Annotated in this window: 19 protein-coding genes and 1 riboswitch; of the genes, 12 read left to right on the forward strand and 7 right to left on the reverse strand. The window is 39.5% G+C overall.

All coding sequences use genetic code 11. The features are described from left to right. Positions 1–16: 16 nt before the first annotated feature. Together MHB67_RS06460 and MHB67_RS06465 are read left to right on the forward strand one after the other, a co-directional pair. Positions 17–547 (forward strand): cupin domain-containing protein, encoded by a 531-nt coding sequence (locus MHB67_RS06460; RefSeq protein ID WP_103132201.1) that lies wholly within the window; start codon positions 17–19, stop codon positions 545–547. 300 nt (positions 548–847) lie between these two features. Continuing rightward, positions 848–1,090, forward strand: coding sequence for an aspartyl-phosphate phosphatase Spo0E family protein (locus tag MHB67_RS06465; RefSeq protein WP_024424676.1), 243 nt, complete (start codon positions 848–850; stop codon positions 1,088–1,090). Between the two features lie 46 nt (positions 1,091–1,136). Here the strand turns inward: MHB67_RS06465 and MHB67_RS06470 are convergent, their stop codons facing one another. Then, the gene (locus tag MHB67_RS06470) at positions 1,137–2,642 is read right to left on the reverse strand and encodes an ATP-binding protein (RefSeq protein WP_024424677.1); all 1,506 of its coding nucleotides are present in this window, start codon (positions 2,640–2,642) and stop codon (positions 1,137–1,139) included. A 204-nt stretch (positions 2,643–2,846) separates the two neighbouring features. Here MHB67_RS06470 and MHB67_RS06475 point away from each other — a divergent pair, with 204 nt between their 5' ends. Further along, on the forward strand, positions 2,847–3,302 hold the full coding sequence (locus MHB67_RS06475; RefSeq protein ID WP_024424678.1) for a MarR family transcriptional regulator: 456 nt from the start codon (positions 2,847–2,849) through the stop codon (positions 3,300–3,302). A 192-nt stretch (positions 3,303–3,494) separates the two neighbouring features. On the opposite strand, the gene motB is transcribed toward MHB67_RS06475, so the two are convergent. The 3 genes from motB to MHB67_RS06490 all read right to left on the reverse strand — a co-directional run bounded on the left by motB (position 3,495) and on the right by MHB67_RS06490 (position 7,533). Then, a complete protein-coding gene (gene motB / locus MHB67_RS06480; RefSeq protein WP_024424679.1) occupies positions 3,495–4,265 on the reverse strand; it encodes a flagellar motor protein MotB in 771 nt (256 codons plus the stop codon). Next, positions 4,258–5,052, reverse strand: a complete 795-nt coding sequence (gene motA / locus MHB67_RS06485; RefSeq protein WP_024424680.1) for a flagellar motor stator protein MotA — start codon at positions 5,050–5,052, stop codon at positions 4,258–4,260. The genes motB and motA overlap by 8 nt, the downstream gene beginning before the upstream one ends. Before the next feature lie 378 nt (positions 5,053–5,430). Further along, a complete protein-coding gene (locus MHB67_RS06490; RefSeq protein ID WP_133743886.1) occupies positions 5,431–7,533 on the reverse strand; it encodes an ATP-dependent Clp protease ATP-binding subunit in 2,103 nt (700 codons plus the stop codon). A gap of 244 nt (positions 7,534–7,777) precedes the next feature. Between MHB67_RS06490 and MHB67_RS06495 the strand changes: the two genes are divergently transcribed. From MHB67_RS06495 to queF, 5 genes are all read left to right on the forward strand, one after another. Beyond that, positions 7,778–8,821: a hypothetical protein gene (locus MHB67_RS06495; RefSeq protein WP_073204958.1), complete on the forward strand. Its 1,044-nt coding sequence runs from the start codon at positions 7,778–7,780 to the stop codon at positions 8,819–8,821. A gap of 71 nt (positions 8,822–8,892) precedes the next feature. After that, positions 8,893–8,937, forward strand: a riboswitch (PreQ1 riboswitch). A gap of 158 nt (positions 8,938–9,095) precedes the next feature. Next, a complete protein-coding gene (gene queC, locus MHB67_RS06500) occupies positions 9,096–9,752 on the forward strand; it encodes a 7-cyano-7-deazaguanine synthase QueC (protein ID WP_024424683.1) in 657 nt (218 codons plus the stop codon). Next, complete coding sequence (gene queD, locus MHB67_RS06505) at positions 9,753–10,193, forward strand: 6-carboxytetrahydropterin synthase QueD (RefSeq protein WP_024424684.1); 441 nt, start codon at positions 9,753–9,755, stop codon at positions 10,191–10,193. Continuing rightward, positions 10,186–10,917 carry a 7-carboxy-7-deazaguanine synthase QueE gene (queE, locus tag MHB67_RS06510; protein ID WP_034623358.1) on the forward strand — a complete coding sequence of 244 codons (732 nt, stop codon included), beginning with the start codon at positions 10,186–10,188 and terminating at the stop codon, positions 10,915–10,917. The genes queD and queE overlap by 8 nt, the downstream gene beginning before the upstream one ends. A gap of 15 nt (positions 10,918–10,932) precedes the next feature. Then, entirely contained in the window at positions 10,933–11,430 is a 498-nt protein-coding gene (gene queF / locus MHB67_RS06515) for a preQ(1) synthase (protein ID WP_024426839.1), read from the forward strand. A 454-nt stretch (positions 11,431–11,884) separates the two neighbouring features. Here queF and MHB67_RS06520 read toward each other — a convergent pair whose 3' ends face one another. Next, positions 11,885–12,247, reverse strand: coding sequence for a winged helix-turn-helix transcriptional regulator (locus MHB67_RS06520; RefSeq protein WP_034623357.1), 363 nt, complete (start codon positions 12,245–12,247; stop codon positions 11,885–11,887). Between the two features lie 168 nt (positions 12,248–12,415). On the opposite strand from MHB67_RS06520, the gene MHB67_RS06525 reads away from it, so the two are divergent. Both MHB67_RS06525 and MHB67_RS06530 read left to right on the forward strand, forming a co-directional pair. Then, positions 12,416–13,162 (forward strand): glucose 1-dehydrogenase, encoded by a 747-nt coding sequence (locus MHB67_RS06525; protein ID WP_216100312.1) that lies wholly within the window; start codon positions 12,416–12,418, stop codon positions 13,160–13,162. A 352-nt stretch (positions 13,163–13,514) separates the two neighbouring features. After that, complete coding sequence (locus MHB67_RS06530) at positions 13,515–13,733, forward strand: hypothetical protein (protein WP_024426840.1); 219 nt, start codon at positions 13,515–13,517, stop codon at positions 13,731–13,733. 102 nt (positions 13,734–13,835) lie between these two features. On the opposite strand, the gene MHB67_RS06535 is transcribed toward MHB67_RS06530, so the two are convergent. Both MHB67_RS06535 and MHB67_RS06540 read right to left on the reverse strand, forming a co-directional pair. Next, on the reverse strand, positions 13,836–14,360 hold the full coding sequence (locus MHB67_RS06535; protein ID WP_034623353.1) for a GNAT family N-acetyltransferase: 525 nt from the start codon (positions 14,358–14,360) through the stop codon (positions 13,836–13,838). A 147-nt stretch (positions 14,361–14,507) separates the two neighbouring features. Then, positions 14,508–14,696: a DUF2187 family protein gene (locus MHB67_RS06540; protein WP_003211747.1), complete on the reverse strand. Its 189-nt coding sequence runs from the start codon at positions 14,694–14,696 to the stop codon at positions 14,508–14,510. Positions 14,697–14,863: 167 nt separating this feature from the next. Here MHB67_RS06540 and MHB67_RS06545 point away from each other — a divergent pair, with 167 nt between their 5' ends. Both MHB67_RS06545 and MHB67_RS06550 read left to right on the forward strand, forming a co-directional pair. Next, positions 14,864–15,058, forward strand: a complete 195-nt coding sequence (locus tag MHB67_RS06545; protein WP_024424688.1) for a hypothetical protein — start codon at positions 14,864–14,866, stop codon at positions 15,056–15,058. A gap of 307 nt (positions 15,059–15,365) precedes the next feature. Continuing rightward, positions 15,366–16,016 carry a cell wall hydrolase gene (locus tag MHB67_RS06550; RefSeq protein ID WP_025092333.1) on the forward strand — a complete coding sequence of 217 codons (651 nt, stop codon included), beginning with the start codon at positions 15,366–15,368 and terminating at the stop codon, positions 16,014–16,016. Positions 16,017–16,030 lie beyond the last annotated feature (14 nt).

Below are 16,030 nucleotides of genomic sequence, written 5' to 3' on the forward strand. Positions count from 1 at the left end.
AAAGGAGGAAAAGCACATGGCGACGATTTTGATTCATAACCAAGAGAACACATTACTTGAGAACGAACAAGAGGTAGCATCATATTTAGAAAACCAAGGGGTCATTTATGAGCACTGGGATATTGAAAAGCTGCCAAACCGTTTATCAGAAAAGTATGATTTAACTGATGAGGAAAAGGAAGAGATTTTGACTGTTTTCCAAAAGGAAATCCAAAGTATTTCTGAAAAAAGAGGGTACAAAGCGCAGGATGTTATTTCATTGTCTGATGCCACTCCAAATCTTGATGAGCTGCTCCAAAACTTTAAACGTGAGCATCACCATACAGATGATGAAGTACGCTTTATTGTGAGCGGGCACGGAATCTTTGCTATTCAAGGCAAGGATGGCGTCTTTTTTGATGTGAGATTGAATCCAGGTGATTTAATTTCTGTGCCGCCAAACATTCGTCATTACTTTACACTTCAAGAGGATCGCAAAGTGGTCGCAGTTCGCATATTTGTCACAACTGAGGGCTGGGTGCCGATTTACGAGGAAGAAACGGTTTAATGATAGAGCTGATCATTCCGCATGAGGCGGAAGATCAGCTTTTTTTTAGGAAATTAGACATAAAATGAGAAAGAAAATAGTTGATTTTGATCTTCTGCATAGGATAAAATTCTGTTTAATCAATGTGTCAGTCCTGTCCAAATTTGAAGTTTACCCCCAAATTTGATTGGGTAAAAGGTCTTTAGGCTGTAAAAAATTAAATAAAATAAGCATATTTAATTTAATTTACAAATAAAGTATAATTTTGGTGTCGGATCATTTTGAGCATAGACAGTCGAAATCATTGCGGGAGCTGAGATCATGAATATTTATGTAAGGAAAGAACAATTGCTGATGTCCATTGATGAGAAGAGAAAACAAATGGTAGAAGCTGCTCAAGTGGAAGGGTACACTGGTGAGAAGACAATTAAATATAGTCAAGAACTGGACAACCTGATGAATGAGTATCAGCATCTTCTTTTTCATGAGAAACAATCTGCCCCCTCCTTTCATGATCTTGTGTCTCAAATGAGTCTTTTATCTGTGAACCGCCCCTCTTATTGACATGAAAAACCGGTCTTGCATAAGCAAAACCGGCTGACATCTTCAGTTATGCTGAGTGAGCAGAAGGAAGCATGATCATAACAGTCGTTCCTTTATTCACTTCGCTATGAATATCAATTGTTCCGCCATACATCGAAATGATTCGTTTACACACGACAAGCCCAAGACCTGTGCCTTTTTCCTTCGACGTAATAAAGGGGAGGAAGATGTGCTTTAACATCTCTTCTGGTATGCCTTCACCTGTATCCTCTACTTTAATGATGACATGTTCTTTTTCAGCTTCGATCACAATCTTCAAATGACCGCCGTTTGGCATCGCTTCTAAAGAGTTCTTTGCTACATTTAAAACGACTTGTTTAATATGATCCTTTGTGCAATACACGCCCACATCTTGAATCGTATTGATTTGCAAATCCACTTCCACATTATAAAGGTTTGCCTCAGAGAAAACGATCGGCATGATCTCACTTACAATTTCTTTTACAGAGTTATTCTGCCATTTTTCTGCCGTTGGTTTTCCTAATACAAGAAATTCACTGACGATTTGGTTGATCCGTTTAATTTCTTCCTCGATGACAGAAAAATAGAGCTGATCTTCTTCTGAATGATACTTCTTTTGCAATAGCTGGATAAATCCGCTAATCCCTGTTAATGGGTTGCGAATTTCGTGTGCTGTACTTGCTGCGAGTGTTCCGATCAATTCAAGCTTTTGCGCTTCATTTTCATGACGCTCCTGCTGAGTTTGCCGCCTTAACACGATATATTGGACGAGTGTGAATAAAATATTTAATAAAATAAACGCACTGGATAAAGGGATGAGCATCACAGACAGCACTTCACTAGTTGAAGCACGCTGCGGAAAGACCTCCAGCTTCCAGCTGTTTTCATCTAAATATGTAGACACGGTGCTGCCGCCCTCGGGTACTGGCTGTGGACCGCTTGTAAACACAACATGTCCATTTTGATTCAGCATCTTAAAATGAAGATCAGGGTTCAATACATTCATAATATTTCTTAAATAATCAATTTGAATGGCGGCAATCAGTACATTGGTGACCTCTTCGTTTTCATCGAGAACAGGCACACAAATGGAGAGAATCCGCTGTTTTGTAATTCGGCTCACATAGTTGTCTGTGATCACGGTCTGCTTGGTCACTTGAATGCGTTTAAAGTAATCTCTGAATGATAGGTTGATTTTTTCCTTTAACGGGGTGGTGCTTGCTGTTACATTTCCTTTTTTGTCTAGGAGATACAGACCTGAAAAACGAGGTTCTTGTTTATAGATTTTCTCTAGGATGTTTTGTACTTTTTTCGTCTCAAGCGGCTGGTCAAATCCCATGGCAAGGGAAGTTAATCTCGCTTCTGTCTCACTTATTAAATAATTCATTTGGTTTTTGTGAATATTTAACATAAGTGTAGCGGTTTGTTTGTTCTTTAAATCGATTTTTTCAGTTTCTTTTTCGTAGATAAAATAACTAATGATTAGGGTTGGAAGCATGACCAAAATAAGGTAAAGCCTGATCTTCTTCCAAAACCCTTTCAGTATACTCATCATTCATCGCTCCAACGTATTACCTAATAGACTTATTATAGCATTGAACCTATCTTTATTACGATGACTTGTGTGATTTTTAAAAAATTAGGTGATTCGTTCTGGTCTCATTTTCGTGCTAAAGATGGATCAAAATGTTGACATTTTACTTATTGTTTATTAATGTCACATTAGTAGGTTGCATTTCATAAAGGATGATAAAAAATGGAAAATCATAATGTTGAAAAATCATTGAAACTATTTATTGTATTATCACGTGCCTATCGCTCAATTAATCATCACATGAACAAACATATTGTGAAGCACGGGCTGAATCCAACTGAATTTGCTGTGCTAGAATTGCTATATCATAAAGGTGATCAGCCGCTTCAGCAAATCGGTGATAAGATTTTACTTGCAAGCGGCAGCATCACGTATGTGGTCGATAAATTGGAGAAGAAAGAACTTCTCAGTCGCAAGGCTTGTGCAGAAGACCGCAGAGTGACATTTGCGCATATTACCAAGCAGGGACGAGCTTTGCTTGATGACATCTTCCCAGATCATGCGAAAGAAATTCATGAGATGATCAGTGTCCTGAGCGAAGAAGAGAAAGATGTCTGCATTGATATGCTCAAACATGTAGGGCTGCGTGCAAAGCATTTATATGATCATCAAGACTAAATAAAAAGGAAGCCGCTGGCTTCCTTTTCAGCGTGCAGGCAATTCCTCGCATTCGGCGTTAGTCCTGCGTGCCGGTGCTCGTTCCTAGACTGCAAAGGTATTCTATCACGCTGAAAAGAAGACAAAGGGCTAAAATAGAGATCATTTTAGCCCTTTGTCAACAATCTGTAAAGAAGCCCCTGGCTTCTTTTTTTATTTCGCTTTTTTCTCAATCGGTAAAATGAGTACTTCTACACGCCGGTTTTTACTTCTGCCTTCTGCTGTATCGTTTGAGGCAATCGGTTTGAATTCGCCGTATCCTTTTGTACTAAAGTTCTCTTGGTTTAGATTGCTGTTTTCAAGAAGAATATTTAAAAAGTTCACAGCGCGAATGGCGCTTAAATACCAGTTTGATTCAAATTCTGAATTTCTGATCGGTACATTATCTGTATGTCCGCTAATGACAATGTCACGTGCGGGATTAATGACGAGCAGTTTTGAGATTTCTTTTGCTAACGGGACATCTTGAGGGCGAATAACTGCCCGCCCAGAATCAAAGAAGATACTGTCTTCAATCGTAATGAGAAGTCCTTCATCCGTAAGCTTTGTTTCGAGCTTGGCACCAAGTTTTTTATTTGCAATGAATGAATCGACCTGCTTTTTGACCTTTGTGAGAACCGCTTGGTCCCTAGCCTTTGCTTTGGCTTCTTCATCTTTCTCTTCCTCGGCTGCTTTCTTGACCTGGTTGCTGTTTTCAGTTTCTTCCGTGCTTTGCATGCTGGATTGATCCATAACACCGGTACCGCCAGTAAAAACTACATTAAAAGACTTAGCCATCTGTTCATATTTTGCCGCATCAATTGAACTAGATGCAAAAAGCACAATGAAGAGGGCGAGAAGAAGCGTCAGAAGATCGGCATAAGGGATAAGCCAAGATTCATCTACATGGTCTTCATGATCATGGTTTTTACGTTTCCTAGCCATTTTGATTTTCTCCTTCTTCAATGACAAGATTTGCACGTTCTTTTGCTGGTAAGTACATAAGAAGTTTTTGTTCAATGACTTTTGGAGACTGACCTTCAAGAACAGACAGAATACCTTCGATCATAATCAGACGAAGCTTTACTTCTTCCTTTGATTTACGCTTCAGCTTGTTGGCAAATGGATGCCATAATACATACCCGGTAAAAATCCCAAGCAGTGTGGCGACGAAGGCAGCACTGATTGCATGCCCAAGTGCCTCAATATCTCCCATGTTGGCAAGTGCGGCAATAAGTCCGACAACGGCGCCAAGTACCCCTAGCGTCGGAGCGTATGTACCAGCTTGTGTAAAGATTAATGCACCTGACTGATGTCGTTCAGACATGGCGTCAACTTCTTCTGTTAAGACGTCTCGAATAAATTCAGCACTTTGGCCGTCAACTGCCATGCTTAACCCGTTCTTTAGAAAATCATCATCGACTTCCTCAAGACTTGCTTCTAATGCCAAAAGACCTTCACGACGCGCAATTTGTGCCCAGTTTGAAAATAGAGGGATCATTTCTTGAATCGTTGGAAGCTGGCTGTCTTTGAAAATTTTTCCGAACAATTTTGGTGTTTTCTTAATTTCACTAGAAGGGAATGCGATGACAACAGCTGCAACCGTTCCAACAATAATGATTAATATAGCCGCCGGGTTGAGAAGAGCAGTTAGACTCACACCTTTCAAAACCATACCGACACCCAGTGCAATAAATGCTAAAATAATACCAATTAACGATGTTTTGTCCATTATCTCACCAAATCCTTTAACTATCTTTTTCTATAGTTAATATCGGTGTGTTCTAGAATGGTTTTAGTCAGAATATAAAATTAAGACAGTTTCTGTGAAGAATTTTTGACGAAAGCGCTTTCTAAATATGTAAAAGAAGAAACTCCCTCTCATATAAAGGGAGTCTCCATTTAATCGTTTTGAGCGGGTTCATCTAAATCAAGCAGCTCTTTTAATTTTTCTTCATATATGATTTTGACAAGATCGTAGCTCCAATTCATCATGTGATCCACCTCTTTTTCTTTTATCGTAAAGGAAAAGAGGCGGGGGAGCGTCGGCGTTCAGATGGAACTTAGACGCCGCAACATGATGGAGGTGCATATCATCCTGAAGATGTAGTTATCCTTTTTTTACGACGATTTCGTCATGTTCAACATCCACAGTAAATCCAGAAAGCTGCTCCTCTTCAAGCAGGATCTCCGTCATTTGGTCTTCAACGTGCTCTTGAATGGTTCTTCGAAGTGGACGAGCACCAAATGCAGGATGATATCCAAGCTCTGCAATCTTTTCTTTTGCTTCATTTGTGACATGAACTGTTAAATTCTGCTCTTTTAATTGCTCTGACAGCTCATTGAGCAGAAGATCAACAATCTTCACTAAATCCTCTCTGTCTAGTGAATCAAATTGAATGATGCTGTCAAAACGGTTCAAAAATTCTGGTTTGAAGTAGCTGCTCAGTGAATCAATGAGTGATTGTTCCTCAAACGCTTCTTCCTGATCAGATTGGAAGCCCACTTTGACTGTTTTATCTGCGGTGCCTGCGTTACTTGTCATGATGATGACTGTATCTTTAAAGCTGACCGTTCTGCCTTGGCTGTCTGTTAAGCGGCCGTCTTCCATGATTTGCAGGAACATGTGCTGTACATCTGGGTGTGCTTTTTCGATTTCATCCAGCAAAATGATGCTGTATGGTTTTCTGCGCACTTTTTCAGTCAGCTGGCCAGCTTCATCATGTCCAACGTAACCAGGAGGAGAACCGATGAGTTTGGACACAGAGTGTTTTTCCATGTACTCACTCATATCTAAACGAATGATCGCATCTCTTGAACCGAATAATTCTTCAGCTAACGTTTTAGACAATTCGGTTTTCCCGACACCTGTTGGGCCAACGAAAAGGAAGGAGCCTGTTGGTCTATGTTTCGATTTTAATCCAGCTCTGCTTCTTTTCACGGCTTTGGCCACTTTATCAACCGCATGCTCCTGCCCAATCACTCGTGCTTTTAGACGGACGTCAATCTCTTTCATTTTGGTTTGTTCGTCTGCTTGGAGTTTCCCGACAGGAATGCCTGTTTTTTGTTCCACAATGGCCTGAATGTCCTCTGCTGTAACGATATGCTCTTTTTCAGTTGTTTTGTTTTGAAGTCTTGCTTCAATGGCTTCTTCTTCATCGCGAAGCTTCGCTGCTTTTTCATATTGTTCTTCTTTTAGCGCAGCTTGTTTTTCTGCGGCAATTTCCGTTAATCGATTTGTCAGCTCATCTTCACTTGCTGCATCAATGGAGAGGTTCGCTTTTGAACCAGCTTCATCCATTAAATCAATGGCTTTATCCGGTAAATGACGGTCTTGAATATACCGCGAAGATAATTGAACACACGCTTTGATTGCTTCATCTGAATAGGTGACGCCATGATAAGCCTCGTATTTATCTTGAATGCCTTTTAAGATGTCGATCGCTTCATCTTGTGTTGGCTCATCTACGATGACGGGCTGGAAGCGCCGTTCGAGTGCAGCATCTTTTTCAATTTGGCGATATTCTTTTAATGTCGTCGCACCTACTAGCTGCAGTTCACCTCTTGCAAGGGCTGGTTTTAAAATGTTTCCAGCATCCATTGATCCTTCTGCAGATCCTGCGCCCACAAGAAGGTGGATTTCATCTACAAATAAGATGATATTTTTACGGCTTTGCAGTTCTTTGATTAACTGCTTCATTCTTTCCTCAAATTGACCGCGTATCCCTGTGTTTGCGACAAGTGAGGAGACATCTAATAAATAGATTTGTTTGTTCTTTAATTTATTTGGCACATCGCCGCTCGCAATTTTGAGCGCGAGTCCTTCTGCGATCGCTGTTTTCCCAACGCCTGGTTCACCAATAAGAACAGGGTTATTTTTATTTCTTCTATTTAAAATCTCAATGACTCTTGCGACTTCTTCATCACGGCCAATGACTGGATCAATTAAACCAGCATTTGCTCCATCTGTTAAGTTACGGCCGAGCTCATCGAGTAAGCCTTTTTGCTTTGGCTGCTCCATGTTTGGGGCATGACCTGCTGCCTGAGAGAAGAATGAACTTCCTCCAAAGAGCTGAGGTCCCATTTTCATTTTTGACTGCTCCATCAAAGAGGTATAGCAGTCTTCACATAAAACCATTTGGCTCCGGGACGAATTTACTTGCATATTCAGGCGAATAGTTGCTTCATTTACTTGACAATGTTGACAACGCATTTGCCATGACCTCCTTAAAATAAAGTTTGACTTTATTTGACCAATGAATGTTAAAGAAAATGGTCTATTGTTTGACCATCTTTGACTATAGTATACTCTGACCTATTTTGACTTTCAACTGTTTTGCTCAAAGGGGAATAAAAATCCTTTTTTGCATTTAATCATGGTTTGTCCTTCTTTTCAAGGAACTTGTCTCATAGGATAAAAAAGGAACAATCGAAAGTGATGGGTGCGGAGGGGTCACATGAAACGTTCAAATGAATCCGCTTTTCAGCTTGCCTTTGTATATGTAGGAACAGTGGTTGGAGCTGGGTTTGCGACAGGGAAAGAAATCGTAGAATTTTTTGTTCGTTTTGGCTGGATTGGACTATTAGGAATCCTGATTAGCGGTGTTATTTTTACTGGCCTTGGGGCAAAAATGATGCTGATTTCGAAACGAATCGAAGCAGAATCTTATCAAGATATGAACCGTTTTTTATTTGGCGCAGCTGCGAGTCGATATATTAATATTGTCATGTTTTTTATTTTACTTGGTGTCACCTCAGTCATGATTTCAGGCGCAGGGGCTATTTTTGAAGAACAACTTGGTATATCGAAGGAATATGGGATCTTTTTGACGATCATTCTGAGCGTCATTGTACTCTTTAAAGGTTCAAAAGGGCTATTTGGAGTCAACGTCCTTGTCGTTCCAATGCTGATTTTCTTTTCAATGATCGTGTTTCTTGATTCATTTGTGTTTAGCAGCAGTGAAAGTTATGTTCTTGCGCTGCAAATGGGTGAGGGCGAGTGGATATTATCAGCAGTGTCATATGGTGCCTTTAATTTAGCACTGTCACAGGCAGTGTTAGTACCCGTCGCAAATGAAATGACCTCTGAAGCAGTCATTAAAAAGGGAGCGGTGCTTGGGGGCGTCATGCTGACACTCATTTTGCTTGCTTGCTTCTTATCTCTTTCTTCATTAGATATGCTGGAGGCGTTTGATATTCCAATGGCCCAGGTGGTGTATCAAGTTGCAAACTCGATTCATCTCATTTATTTATTTGTCATCTTCGGTGAAGTTTTTACATCCGTCATAGGTAATTTATACGGGCTGGAGAGACAAGTGAGGGCATATATCCGAATGAACAGCATCTTTACGATATCCCTTATTCTCATATGCTGCTATGTGATTAGTAAAATTGGTTACGGTACACTGATTTCAACGGTTTATCCGGTTTTTGGCTATGTCAGCATCTCTTTTATCCTCTTTCTTTGTCTAAAAAAAGTGCCTGCACCGCTAGATAAGTAAAGAAAGAATAGCCTGCAAGAAAAATATGTGGTACACTATCCTCTGTGAAAATTGAACAAAAATCCGTGAAGACGGGAGAGGTTCTAGCAAAACCCTCTATAAAAAACTAAGGACTTGCCGTATCCTTGGATGTGGCATTTTTTATTTTTTATGGCTGGGACACCTCATACACATGTAAAGGTGTCTTTTCTTTTGAGAAAAATAGGGGTTTTCAGGAGCCTTTCAGATGCAGTGTTGTACGGTTGTACCATCTGCAAAAGGAGGAGAACAGAAAATGAAAAATGAAAAAGCAGTCGTTGTCTTTAGCGGGGGACAGGACAGTACGACCTGTTTATTATGGGCACTTCAACAATTTGAAGAGGTAGAAACAGTGACCTTTCATTATAATCAGCGTCATCAAGAAGAAATTGATGTCGCCAAAAGAATCGCTGACAAATTAGGTGTGAAGAATCATCTATTAGATATGTCACTTTTAAATCAACTCGCACCTAATGCTTTAACAAGAGATGACATTGACATTGAGGAAAAAGAAGGAGAGCTTCCTTCCACATTTGTACCAGGAAGAAACTTAGTGTTCTTATCCTTCGCCTCTATATTAGCGTATCAAATTGGAGCAAGACATATTATCACAGGTGTTTGTGAGACAGACTTTAGCGGCTATCCAGATTGCCGTGACGAGTTTGTGAAATCTTGCAACGTCACAGTGAATTTAGCAATGGAAAAACCATTTGTGATTCATACACCACTGATGTGGCTGAATAAAGCAGAAACATGGAAGCTGGCAGACGAGCTTAATGCGCTGGATTTTGTGAAAAATGAAACGCTCACTTGCTATAACGGCATCATCTCTGATGGCTGCGGGGAATGTCCTGCGTGTAAGCTGCGGAAAAATGGCTATGACACTTATATGGAAATGAAGGAGGCAAAATAAATGCTTTCTCAGATCTATCCACAAACCGATCATCCATTTTCATTTGAACTAAATAAAGATATGCATGTATCTGCTGCCCATTTCATCCCGCGAGAAGATGCGGGCGCATGCAGCCGTGTTCATGGTCATACGTACACCATCAATATCACGATTGCGGGAGACGAGCTAGATGAATCGGGTTTCCTTGTCAATTTCAGTACATTGAAGAAGCTCATTCATGGGCAGTACGATCACACGCTGCTCAATGATCATGAGGAATTCTCATCAAACGATCGATACGCGATGCCAACCACTGAGGTGGTGGCAAAGACCGTACATGACAAAGTCGCAGCGTATTTATCGACTTTAGCGAACAAGCCGACATGTGTTCAGGTCTTTGTCAGAGAGACACCAACAAGCTATTGCATTTACCGTCCGAAACGAGTTGAGATCAATGGCTAAAGCGATTCCCGTATTAGAAATCTTTGGTCCAACCATTCAAGGAGAGGGAATGGTCATTGGACAAAAAACCATGTTTGTCAGAACGGCTGGCTGTGACTACTCGTGCAGCTGGTGTGATTCCTCTTTTACATGGGATGGCTCAGCGAAGCATGACATTCAGTGGCTTGAGGCAGAAGACATTGTCAAAGAATTAAAAAGAATAGGCGGACAGGCTTTTTCTCATGTCACCATTTCAGGGGGAAACCCGGCGCTTTTAAAACAAATGGAATCCCTTATTGATTTACTGCATGAAGAAGGAATTGATACAGCGCTTGAAACACAAGGGACGATGTATCAGGAATGGTTTTTGAAAATTGATGATTTAACCATTTCTCCTAAGCCGCCAAGCTCGAATATGAAAACAGATTTTACGAAACTAACACGTATTATAGATGAGCTGAAAAGCGGGAATAGATTGCAGCATGCTAGCTTGAAAGTCGTGATTTTTGACGATCGTGATCTTGCGTATGCGAAGGATGTTCATGCGAAATATCCTGAGCTTCCTTTTTATTTGCAGGTAGGAAATGATGACACAACGACAGGTGATGATGCGTACTTATTAACGCATTTATTAAAGAAATATGAAGCGCTTGTGAATCAAGTCGCGCAAGATCCAGACTTAAACCGCGTAAGAGTGCTGCCGCAGCTGCACACGTTATTGTGGGGAAATAAACGAGGCGTATAGAAAGGAAGAGATGACATGACGACAAGAAAACCAGAAGAATTAGAAGGTGTCACGCTACTAGGAAACCAAGGAACCAATTATTTGTTTGATTATGCACCACAAGTGCTTGAAACGTTTCCGAATAAACATACAAATAGAGATTACTTTGTGAAATTCAATTGCCCAGAATTTACATCACTTTGTCCGCAAACAGGTCAGCCAGATTTTGCGACAGTTTATATCAGCTATATCCCAAATGAAATCATGGTCGAAAGTAAATCACTAAAATTATATTTGTTCAGCTTCCGTAACCATGGTGACTTCCATGAGGACTGTATGAACATTATTATGAACGACCTGATTGAATTGATGGACCCAAGGTATATTGAAGTTTGGGGCAAATTTACGCCAAGAGGCGGTATTTCCATTGACCCGTATACGAACTACGGGAAACCTGGCACGAAATATGAGGAAATGGCAGAATACCGTATGATGAACCATGATATGTATCCGGAGACGATTGATAATCGGTAATTATTCCGCTGTATGAAATGAATTGGTGTCACATTAAAGTGGAAAAAGTCACACCTGAAAATACTCATGGGAATTGTATGAAAAAGTGTGACCTGAGGTGCAACCTGAACTGTGACTTTTATGCAGTGAAAAATTGATAGTACAGAAGCAGATGAAGGCGTACAATTTGTACGTCTTTTCTTTTTTATCCGAAAGAAAAAATGCCTATTTAGAGATCTTAGGCATTAAATATTATGATCATATCTTCATTTATTGTTTGGCTAAGTTACTGAACCTTCTCTTTAACATTGGAAACAGCTCATTTTTGAATTTCATCAAAGCTCTCCTGAATATGTCCATGACACTTCTGATTAGAACTTCACTTTCAAAATTGACTATCTCATTTATTTCTGACTGTTCTTCATCTGAAGGTGATGGTATTGAAGTTGTTTAGCATTTACTTCAGCAGCTACATCTATCCTAACTTTAGTTGTTCTGGTTGTACAATTTCATATTCACCTTCTGCATACTCTTGCTCCGCATATTGGCTCCCCCATTGACAGAGCTCCTGCAAGATAGGTTTAAGAGATTTTCCAAGTTCAGTGGATGAATATTCAACCTTCGGCGGTACTTGATTATACATCTTTCTGGTCACAAGTCCACTGGCTTCAAGCTCTCTAAGAGTTTGAATCAGCATTTTCTGAGTTATATTTGGGATAATGCGCTTTAATTCACTCGTTCTCTTTGGTCCATTCATTAAAAAGTATAATACAAGACCTTTCCATTTTCCGCCAATCACTTCCTTTGTCACTTCAAACCCACAGCTAAATTTTTTCATGTCTAAAGCTCTCCATTCCGCATTTGTTACTTTTTAGTTACTATATCACAAAAAAGTGGGTACTTCCGATAATGTGCTCACTGAAGGATACTATTACTTGTAAGTTGTTCTTCAAGTACTTAAAGGTACTAGACATAAAATAATATGAATTCTAAAGGAGTGTTAAGTATGGGGATATTTGAAGGTAAAGTAGCGCTTGTAACGGGTGGAACAAGTGGGATTGGTCTTGCTACAGCACAAAAATTTGTAAACGAAGGTGCATATGTTTATATCACGGGACGTAGACAAAACGAACTTGATAAAGCTGTTAACCAAATTGGCAAGAACGTAACCGGTGTTCAAGGTGATATTTCTAAGCTTGAAGACTTAGACAAACTATATGACATGATAAAGCAGGAAAAAGGTAAATTGGACATCCTTTTTGCTAATGCAGGCATCGGCAACTTCCTTCCATTAGGTGAAATAACTGAAGAGCAGGTTGATAGAACGTTCGACATTAACGTGAAAGGAACCATTTTTACTGTTCAAAAAGCGCTATCACTATTCCCGGACAAAGTAGGTTCTATTATTGTAACGGGCTCTACTGCTGGATCAATTGGCAACCCAGCATTTAGTGTATATGGAGCATCTAAAGCAGCATTAAGAGCACTAGTTCGCAACTGGATTCTTGACCTAAAAGGTACTGAAATTCGTGTAAATGTGGTAAGTCCAGGAGTGATTCTTACACCTGCATACGATGAGCTTTTTGGTGATGCACTTGAAGGAGCGATGGAAAATGCCAGAAATACTGTTCCAGCTGGAAAAGTTGGGACACCTGAAGAAGTAGCAAACGCTGTATCTTTCCTTGCATCAGACGAAAGCAGTTACTTGACGGGTGTTGAATTGTTCGTAGATGGCGGGCTAGCACAGGTATAATGTCACTGCGAAGGGATTGCAAATCGTCCTTAATGGGGATTTCCTTGAGTCGTATAAAAAAGTCGTTTTCCATATGTCCTGAGTAGATGGATATATAAAATGAGAAAAAAGGAAAAGACATGCCAGATGCATGTCTTTTTTTGCGAATCAACCATAAAAAAAGAGAAGAGTCATGTCACTCTTCTCATACGAATGGGAATAGAACTTGCTAGGACGGCTGGGGGCTACCAGCTCGTAAACATATTATACATGACAGAACGTATGTTTGTAAATAGGGATCATGCTTTTTTTGCTTATCTCATTTGATGTAAGATAAAATAGAGGCAATGAATGATAAACGGAGGCGTTTGAGTTGGCAAACAAAGAAGAGCGGGCAGAGCAGCTGCTAATGGAACTAAAGGAAGAGCTTCAAATGCTTGAACATCAAAACAAAGAACGGTATAAATGGAGTGCCTCCACATTGCTTGGAGTGATTGCCCTCTTGATTGATAAAGGAGTGATCACACCCGAGGAAGTCGAGATGTACAAGACGAAGGCGGAAATGCAAACCTTTCATATGAAAAGAGATTGATGCTTTCTTCATATGGAGTAAGGTAAAAATAAGAAAAGGACATAACAAATTGATGACTCAATTGATATTATGTCCTTACTTCTGCAATTCGTTTTCACAGCTTTAAACAAGCTTATACATTAAAACATCATCCCAGTATTCATGATCATTTATTTTAAATTCTTTTATTTTACGTCCTTCTTCTATAAACCCCATCTTTTTGTACAAAGAAATGGCCTTTTGATTTGTTGAGAAAACGGCTAAACTAACCTTTTCAATTGAAGGGTTCTTTTCTGCCCAATGTAATAATGCTGTTAGCAGCATTTCCCCTACGCCTAAACCTCTATAGCTCTTATGCACCATCAGCCCGAAAGAACCCGTATGGGAAGTTCTTTTTCTATTTGATGAATGTTCAAAGGCTATCCATCCAATGACTTTTTCATCAGTTTGAGCAACTATGTACGTCTCATTTTCATTTTCTATTCTTTTCTGTATCCATTCCCTGTGTTCTAAGAGGGTTTTTTTATTTTCTTCAGGCGATGTAAGTAGATAATCTGATTCAGCAATAACAGATTTCTGTATTTCTAAAGTCATTTCAGCATCTTCCATTTTTCCAAAACGTACAATGATATCATTGGAATTTTGCATATTAGTTTTCTCCTGTCTAGAGCTAATACTGCATCTCATCATTTTTTAAAATGAAAAAGAAGGGTATTGAAATAGCTTTCACCATTTGGCCAAATCGTGATTAGCTTTGCTTCGTATGTACCGATCGTCTGAATTGAGGATTGCAAATTAATGTACGGAGTCTTTGATGATTTTATAGTTTTTATGATTAACGACTGTTAGTGAATCCAGTTCTAAATCTCTATAGTTGTCCATAATGGTGACATCCACAATGACAGAGTTTTCATTCACTTTTTCAACTACACCTGTTAAACCATTTCTAAATTCGATCACATTTCCAATTTTTGCAATCTTCAACCGATCCCTCTCCTTTAAAAACAGATTTCATTCCCTATTAAAAAGTATTTTGCAATATTTTCATACCAATGTAAAGGATAAAGACGTTTTTGTTTTGTTTTCGTTGTATGCTCTTCTAACGAATGGTATATTTAATAATTGATCATGGCTGAAAAGGAGCGGTTTTTTTGACTGAAGAACAAATCCTCACCATCCTCGAATCTTTACGGAATGGGACAGAAAAACAGGTGACCATCCAAAAAGATGACTTTTTAACGTTTCGTTCTGTTTTGGTGAATCAAGATGATTTTAAACATTTTCGCGGGATCGCCAAACATGGTGGAGATGTTATTTTTGAATATCTTACAGAAGCAAGAAGCTAAAGCTTTTTCTCATTGATGAGAGAAAGCTTTTTTATTTTCGTTCTTTTGTCACACTTCAAACCACTCTGATACATATGAAAAGAAAATGTAATAACCCATAATCAGGAGCATAAGGATGATGATAGGTGAAAAAGGGACCTTTTTAAGCGCTAACAATTCCATTTTATGTGCGCTCAACTAGGACATGCCATTTAATGACGGAATTTGGACAGGCATGTAAATCTTTGTGCGTGAAAATAGAATGAGCTCTTGTTAGAGTGGACAAGTATCTTACAGCCTACTTTTGATTAAAGGAGGAAAAAGGCGAATGATTAAAATTCATACAGCTCTTTTTGTCATCCTTATGCTCGTTGCAGCAATGAAGATGGACAATATACAAGAGCAGCATGGCACATTAAGTCACGAACTTTCACAAGCACCTGTTAAACATCAGCTTTCATATATAGATCAAGACCACGATCAAGTCATCCCGGCATTTTCTGAAGAAAAGCGTCAGCCAAAAGTAAAATTGCTAAGTACGTCAACAGAAGAAAAGTCTTCAAAACCGAAGCAAAAGAAAAAAGTAAAATCTGAAACGACGAATAAGGCAAGCGGCAAACAGTATTCTAATGAAGAAATGGATTTGCTTTCTCGATTGGTACATGCTGAAGCGAAAGGTGAATCTTACGAAGGGAAAAAAGCGGTGGCAAGCGTTGTTTTAAACAGGGTGGAGCATCGTTCTTTTCCTGACAGCGTTAAAGGTGTGATTTATCAGCGAAATGCCTTCCAGCCAGTATCAAATGGAAGCATTCATGATAAGGCAGATCAAGATTCCATTAAAGCGGTGAAGCAGGTAGTAAAAGAGCATGACAGAACAACAAAGGCTATCTATTTTTATAATCCAAAAACGGCAACAGATCATTGGATTCGTTCCCGCAAAATTGTAGAACGCATCGGACGTCACGTGTTTGCCGTATAAAGAAAAAGAGCGAT

This window comes from Bacillus sp. FSL H8-0516, assembly GCF_038635285.1.
Classification (GTDB): Bacteria; Bacillota; Bacilli; order Bacillales; family Bacillaceae; genus Bacillus; species Bacillus safensis.